The organism is Bradyrhizobium valentinum (assembly GCF_001440405.1).
In the GTDB taxonomy this organism is placed as follows: Bacteria; Pseudomonadota; Alphaproteobacteria; order Rhizobiales; family Xanthobacteraceae; genus Bradyrhizobium; species Bradyrhizobium valentinum.
On the sequence record NZ_LLXX01000226.1, the window covers coordinates 41,075 to 47,887 of the forward strand.

Consider the following 6,813-nt stretch of genomic DNA (forward strand, 5'->3'; position numbering starts at 1 on the left):
TCCGCTCTTGCAACAAAGGACTCATCAACATGGCTTCCATTCACAAGGAAATCCTCATCGACGCGAACCCTGCAGACGTCTGGAACGCGCTGCGCGATTTCGGCGCGCTGCATACGCGGCTGGTGCCCGGCTTCGTGACCGACACCAAACTCGACGGCGACGCCCGCATCGTCACCTTCTCAAATGGCACCGTGGCGCGCGAGATACTTGTAGATTGCGACGACAAGAGGCGCCGGCTGGTCTACGCCATCGTTAGCGAACGCATCAGGCAGCACAGCGCTTCCGCACAGGTCTTTGCCGAGAGCGACGGCCGCACCCGGTTCGTGTGGATCGCCGACGTGCTGCCGAACGAGATCGCGCCCTACATGGACGCGCAGATGGTTCTTGGCCTCTCGGCGATGCTAAAGGCGCTGGGGCGCGACGCGGCTTAAAGGACTCATACGAACGTGAGCTTTGTCACAGATCGGCTCCCTGCCCGCTCCTAGCGTCGGCGCGTGCGTCCAAATGGCGCCGCGCCCGCGGCTGCCCGCGCATGAGGAGCAGAACCATGACTGGAGCTGACAAGGTCGTGTGCCAGGCGGCCACGCTACTGCTGTTGTTTACCCTGACGTCGATGCCGGCGAAGGCGCAATCCGCCGGCATCAGTGGCGGTGGCGGCGGCGAAGACATGATGACGCAGATGACGCCGATGCTGGAAATGATGAAGGTGAAGATGGGCAAGCGCCGCTTCGCCATGATGATGCAGACCATGGGCCCGATGATGGGCCGCATGATGGAAGGCGGCGGCGGGCTCGGCGGCATGATGGGCGGCATAGACGGCGGCGAGATGATGAGCATGGTCCCGCAATTGATGCGCATGGCCAATGTCGGCGGTGGTCATCATGGCCGGAGACGCGCGCGGCGATAGTCATTTCCCACTCCGTCATTCCGGGATGGTGCGCCAGCACCAGACCCGGAATCTCGAGATTCCGGGTTCGATGCTTCGCATCGCCCCGGAATGACAATCGAACCAACTCACAACAATGCCGGCCGAACCGCCGCCGCAGGCCGCGGCTTCGGCCCCCAGCGGGTCAGCATCACGCTGGCGCAGGACAGCACGCCGAGCAGCACCATCGACGCCGCCGCCAGCACGAAGAAGTTTTGCGCGGTGGCGCCGTGCGTCGACAGCCACCAGCCACCGGCTCCAATGAACACCAGCCGCGCGGTCTGCGCCAGCACGGGACCAAGCACCTTCGCCGCGCCCTGCGATGAAAAGTAGGATGTTGTAGCGAGCCCGATGAACGCGTACATCGGCGCCGCCGTCGACAGATATTGGCGGCTGGCGGCCCGCACGCTCGCATCATCGGTGAAGAGGTTGACCCAGATATCGGGGAAGGCAGCAATGGGGACCGCGACCGCGCCGACCGATACGAACGCGACGAGCCCCGCCGTCCAGGCGATCTTGCGAGCCCGCGCGATGCGCTGCGCACCAACGGCCATGCCGACCATCGGCACCGAGGCGATGCCGACGGCGAATGCGATCGACGTCAGCATGAATTCGAGCCGCGCGCCGATGCCGTAGCCGGCCAGGATTTCGGTGCCGAAACTCGCCAGCATGTGGGTGAAGATGCTGATGGTCAGCACCGACTGCAGCGGCGAGAAGCAGGAAATCGCGCCGACCTTCAGGATGTCGATGAACATCGGCATGCGAATGCGAAGGCCGCGGATCTTGGGAATGACGCGCGCGCGGCCCGAGAACAGATACCATGACATCACGGAGATGCTGATCAGGTAGGCGATCAGCGAGCCGGCCGCGACGCCGCGCATGCCGAACTGCGGGATCGGGCCAAGGCCCAGCCCCAGCGTGCCGCCGAGAATGATCTGGCAAATCGCCGAGGAGAGCATCAGCAGCGACGGCAGCTTCATGTTGCCGGTGCCGCGCAAGATGCCCGACATCGTGTTCATCAGCCATGGCACGACGGCGCCGCCGAAGAATATTTGCGTGTAGGCGACCGCCTGCGTCAGCACGTTGCCGCGGCCGCCGAGCAATTCCAGAAGTGCGGGCCCGAAGATCAGCATGCCCAGCATGAAGGTGAGCCCGAAGCAGAGGCCGATCAGCAGCGCATGCGCGGCCAGCGTCGAGGCGCGGTCGAGATCGCCTGCGCCGATCGCGCGTGCGATGGCCGAGGCCACACCGCCGCCCATCGCCCCGCCCGACATGGTCATGGTCAGGATCACGATCGGAAACACCAGCGCCATCGCAGCCAGCGACTCCACACCCAGCCGGCCGATATAGGAGGTTTCCGCGATCACGCCGCAGGTGCCTGCGGTCAGCGCGATCACATTGGGCCAGGCCAGCCACAGCAGCGTGCGCAGGATCGGGCCGTCGAGCAGCGCGTTCTTCGCCGGCGCTTCCGGCAGCGGAAGCGGGCGCTCCTTCTCGTCGACGGGAATTTCGGCAACGCCGAGGTCGGACATTTCTGCTCCCTGCGCACGGGCTTGGGTAGCCGCAGCGCGCTGTTCCTAGCATGGCGGGGGTAATTCCACGTGCGCGGGGCGCAATGGGGGCCTGCGGGATTGCGGGCGGCGACGCCTGTGCACGGCCGGCCAGCCGTTTCACGGGGAATTCATCGGAGTCTACGAACGTTCAGGCCGACACCCCGTTGTAAAGCCGACATCTGCGGGGAACTCCGCCATGCGCAACAACATCCTATTGGCAATATGCGTCGGCGCCCTGGCGCTGCCGCTTGCCTCCTGCAACGAGTCCAAGGAAACGGCTACCGTCGCACAGACTTACGGTCCTTCGCCCAGCCTGCCGCCGCCGGAACATTCATGGATCCCGACGGTCGATATCGCGACCGTCAACCGCTGGCCCGAGGGCGCCAAGCCGACCGCCGCGAGCGGCATGACGGTCGCCGCCTTCGCGACCGGACTGGAGCATCCGCGCACGGTCTATGTGCTGCCGAACGGCGACGTGTTGGTCGCCGAGAGCAACGCGCCGCCGAAGCAGAGCGGCTTTAGCATCAAGGGCTTCATCTATGGGTTGGCGCAGAACCGGGCGGGCGCAGGGGTTCCGAGCGCCAATCGCATCACCCTGTTGCGTGACTCCGATGGCGATGGCGTTGCCGAGACGAGAAGCACCTTCATCAGCAACTTGAATTCGCCGTTCGGCATGGTGCTGGTCGGCGAGGATTTTTATGTCGCCAATGCCGACGCGATCGTGAAATTCCCCTATCGCGAGGGAGACACCAAAATCAGCGCACCCGGCGTCAAGCTGGCAGACTTGCCTGCGGGCCCGATCAATCACCACTGGACCAAGGATCTCACCGCCAGTCCCGACGGCACGAAGCTGTATGCGACCGTCGGCTCCAACAGCAATATCGGCGAGAACGGCATGGAGGCCGAGAAGGATCGCGCCGCGGTGCTTGAGGTCGATCGCGCCAGCGGCCAATGGCGCGTGTTCGCGTCGGGCCTGCGCAACCCTAACGGACCGGCCTGGAATCCGAAGACCGGCGAACTCTGGGTTGTCGTCAACGAGCGCGACGAACTCGGCAACGATCTCGTCCCCGACTACATGACCTCGGTGAAGGACGGCGCGTTCTACGGCTGGCCGTACAGCTATTTCGGCGATCGCGTCGACACGCGGGTCGAGCCGCGGCGGCCCGACCTCGTTCAGAAGGCGATGTCCCCGGATTATGCGCTCGGCGCGCACACGGCTTCGCTCGGGCTTGCCTTCAACACCGGCAATCTGTTTCCGCAGGAGATGGAAGGCGGCGCCTTCATCGGCCAGCACGGCTCGTGGAATCGCAGGCCGCCCTCAGGTTACAAGGTGATCTTCGTGCCCTTCAAGGACGGCAAGCCATCGGGCCCGCCGCAGGACGTGCTGACCGGCTTTCTCAACGACAACGGCGAAGCGCAAGGCCGCCCGGTCGGCCTGCGGCTCGACAAGCAGGGCGCGTTGCTCGTCGCCGACGACGTCGGCAACACGATCTGGCGCGTGACGCCGACGGCGAAATCGGCGTCGCGGTAGGTAGCGCCCCTCATGGTGAGGACTTTGCAATTGGGTGCAGGCTCACACCCGGAAATGCTTGCTTAGCTTCAGGCCCTGCGCCTGGTAGTTCGAGCCGATGCGCTGGCCGTACATGGCATCGGGCCGCGACAGCATTTTCTCATAGACCAGCCGGCCGACGATCTGGCCGTGCTCCAGGATGAACGGCACCTCGCGCGAGCGCACCTCGAGCACGGCGCGCGCGCCCTGCCCGCCGGCGCCGGCATAGCCGAAGCCGGGATCGAAGAAGCCGGCATAGTGCACGCGGAATTCACCGACCAGCGGGTCGAACGGCACCATCTCGGCGGCGTAATCCGGCGGCACCTGCACGGCTTCCTTGGAGGCCAGGATGTAGAACTCGCCGGGATCGAGAATGAGGCTGCCGTCTGGACGCGCCGGGATCGGCTCCCAGAATTCGTCGACGGCGTAGCCGCCGCGACGGTCGATATCGACCACCCCCGTGTGACGTTTGGCGCGGTAGCCGACGAAGCCTGATGTATTCTCGCCGGACAGATCGACCGACAGCGCCACGCCATTGGCGAGATCGGCATCGTCGATATCGACCAGCCGCTCGGCACCGTGCAGCGCGTCGAGCTCGTCGGCATTGAGGATGGCGTCGCCGGCGCGGAAGCGCACCTGCGAAAGCCGCGAGCCCTCGCGCAGCAGCACCGGAAACGTCTTCGGGCTGATCTCGGCATAGAGCGGCCCGTGATAGCCCGCGCCGATCATGTCGAAGCGGCGGGTGCCGTCGGCGATCACGCGGGTGAACACATCGAGCCGCCCGGTGGAGCTCTTCGGATTGGCGGCAGCCACGATCTGCGGCGGCAGCGCAAGACTCTCCAAGAGCGGCACGATGTAGACGCAGTTGGTCTCCAGCACCGCGCCGTCCGAGAGGTCGATCTCGTGCAGCTTCAACTCGTCGATGCGCTCGGCGACGGTGGCGCCGGGACCAGGCAGGAAGCTGGCGCGCACCCGGTAGGCAATGTCGCCCAGCCGCAAATCGAGGCTCGCCGGCTGGATCTGGCTTTCGACAAACGGATATTCCGGCAGGATCAGGCCCGCATCCGCCATCGCCGCGATCATGCGGTCGGGCAGAATTCCGTTGGCGTCGGGCGGAAGCATGAACGGCACGGCGCGATCCTCTGAGGTGGCCCTTTTCGGATGCCCCAAACGTCATCCAAACCTCATAAATATGGGCTTTTTACGGGTTATCCGATGGCCGCCTTGACTGAAAGGGCGCAAGCGAATATCAGCATGACTTATCCCGTGGTGATTTGAGCCGGCCGGCTTGCAGCCACGTTAAATAAGTCGCTAAACAGGCCGGGGACACGTGTGATCCCGGCCTGTGGAAATTTTTCCAGGCCGGTTTTTTTGTGACCATTTTCCGGTGGTCACGGCGGAGGTCACATGTCTGAGACTGGTTCTACCAAGCGTTTTCGCCCCGAAACCAAGCTGGTGCATTCCGGCGCCCTGCGCTCGCAATTCGGCGAGACGTCCGAGGCGCTGTTCCTGACGCAGGGGTTCATCTACGACTCGGCCGAGCAATGCGAGGCGCGGTTCAAGGGCGAAGATCCCGGCTTTCTCTATTCGCGCTTTTCCAATCCCAACATCTCGATGTTCGAGCGGCGCATGATCGAACTCGAAGGCGCGGAAGCCGCGCGCGCGACCGCGACCGGCATGGCGGCGGTGACCACCGCGATCCTCGCGCCATTGAAGGCCGGCGACCACGTGGTGGCGGCGAAGGCGATGTTTGGCTCCTGCCGCTATGTGGTGGAGGACCTGCTGCCGCGCTACGGTATCCAGTCCACCCTGGTCGACGGCCTCGACCTCGACCAGTGGAAGCGCGCGATGCAGCCGAACACCAAGACGTGCTTCCTGGAAAGCCCGACCAACCCGACGCTCGACGTGCTGGATATCCAGTCGATCGCCGAGATCGCGCACAAGGGCGGCGCGCGGCTGATCGTGGACAATGTGTTCGCGACCCCGATCTGGCAGAGCCCGCTGTCGCTCGGTGCCGACGTCGTGATCTATTCGGCCACCAAGCACATCGACGGCCAGGGCCGCTGCCTCGGCGGCATCATCCTGTCCTCGGAAGCCTTCATCGCCGAGCACATCCATAATTTCATGCGCCAGACCGGCCCGTCGATGTCGCCGTTCAACGCGTGGGTCCTGCTGAAGGGGCTCGAGACGCTTGGCGTGCGCGTGCGCGCACAGACCGAGACGGCCGCCAAGGTGGCGAACGCGCTCGCGTCGCACCCGAAGATTTCGCGGCTGATCTATCCCGGCCGCGCCGATCACCCGCAGGCCGCGCTGGTGAAAAAGCAGATGCGCGCCGGCTCGACCCTGATCGGCTTCGAGGTCAAGGGCGGCAAGGCGGCCGCGTTCCGCTGCCTCAACGCGCTGCAGATCTCGCGGATTTCGAACAACCTCGGCGATGCCAAGAGCCTCGTCACCCATCCCGCGACCACGACGCATCAACGGCTGACGCCGGAGGCGCGCGCCGAGCTCGGCATCAGCGAGGGCTTCATCCGCTTCTCGGCCGGGCTCGAACATGCCGATGATCTAATCGAGGATTTTGCGCAGGCGCTGGAGAAGGCGTGAGCCGTTGCAATGCATGACAATGTCGTCCCTGCGAACGCAGGGACCCATAACCACAGGGCGTTGTGAGTAGGCAAGGCGTCGACCACTGTCTTTCATTAGCCGGGCCGCGGCGTATGGGTCCCTGCTTTCGCACTAGTAGATGCACAGATCTTGACTGCGACGGAATGACTCGGCCGTTTGATTTA

6 protein-coding genes and 1 riboswitch are annotated in these 6,813 nt (G+C 64.7%); of the genes, 4 read left to right on the forward strand and 2 right to left on the reverse strand.

The genetic code is table 11. From position 1 onward, the window contains the following. Nucleotides 1-29: 29 nt before the first annotated feature. Nucleotides 30-431, forward strand: a complete 402-nt coding sequence (locus CP49_RS39410; RefSeq protein WP_057855466.1) for an SRPBCC family protein — start codon at nt 30-32, stop codon at nt 429-431. Nucleotides 432-547: 116 nt separating this feature from the next. Beyond that, complete coding sequence (locus tag CP49_RS39415) at nt 548-907, forward strand: hypothetical protein (RefSeq protein WP_057855467.1); 360 nt, start codon at nt 548-550, stop codon at nt 905-907. A gap of 107 nt (nt 908-1,014) precedes the next feature. Here CP49_RS39415 and CP49_RS39420 read toward each other — a convergent pair whose 3' ends face one another. Next, on the reverse strand, nt 1,015-2,457 hold the full coding sequence (locus CP49_RS39420; RefSeq protein ID WP_057855468.1) for an MATE family efflux transporter: 1,443 nt from the start codon (nt 2,455-2,457) through the stop codon (nt 1,015-1,017). A 217-nt stretch (nt 2,458-2,674) separates the two neighbouring features. Here CP49_RS39420 and CP49_RS39425 point away from each other — a divergent pair, with 217 nt between their 5' ends. Then, entirely contained in the window at nt 2,675-4,009 is a 1,335-nt protein-coding gene (locus tag CP49_RS39425) for a PQQ-dependent sugar dehydrogenase (RefSeq protein WP_057855469.1), read from the forward strand. A 42-nt stretch (nt 4,010-4,051) separates the two neighbouring features. Here the strand turns inward: CP49_RS39425 and CP49_RS39430 are convergent, their stop codons facing one another. Further along, nucleotides 4,052-5,158 carry a 2'-deoxycytidine 5'-triphosphate deaminase gene (locus tag CP49_RS39430; RefSeq protein ID WP_057855479.1) on the reverse strand — a complete coding sequence of 369 codons (1,107 nt, stop codon included), beginning with the start codon at nt 5,156-5,158 and terminating at the stop codon, nt 4,052-4,054. Between the two features lie 125 nt (nt 5,159-5,283). Beyond that, nucleotides 5,284-5,363, forward strand: a riboswitch (SAM riboswitch). Between the two features lie 71 nt (nt 5,364-5,434). On the opposite strand from CP49_RS39430, the gene CP49_RS39435 reads away from it, so the two are divergent. Beyond that, complete coding sequence (locus CP49_RS39435) at nt 5,435-6,628, forward strand: O-succinylhomoserine sulfhydrylase (protein ID WP_057855470.1); 1,194 nt, start codon at nt 5,435-5,437, stop codon at nt 6,626-6,628. Nucleotides 6,629-6,813 lie beyond the last annotated feature (185 nt).

Coding starts and splice junctions, on each gene's coding strand:
- CP49_RS39415 (WP_057855467.1), top strand. CDS start 548: ATGACTGGAGCTGACAAGGTCGTGTGCCAGGCGGCCACGCTACTGCTG.
- CP49_RS39410 (WP_057855466.1), top strand. CDS start 30: ATGGCTTCCATTCACAAGGAAATCCTCATCGACGCGAACCCTGCAGAC.
- CP49_RS39425 (WP_057855469.1), top strand. CDS start 2,675: ATGCGCAACAACATCCTATTGGCAATATGCGTCGGCGCCCTGGCGCTG.
- CP49_RS39420 (WP_057855468.1), bottom strand. CDS start 2,457: ATGTCCGACCTCGGCGTTGCCGAAATTCCCGTCGACGAGAAGGAGCGC.
- CP49_RS39435 (WP_057855470.1), top strand. CDS start 5,435: ATGTCTGAGACTGGTTCTACCAAGCGTTTTCGCCCCGAAACCAAGCTG.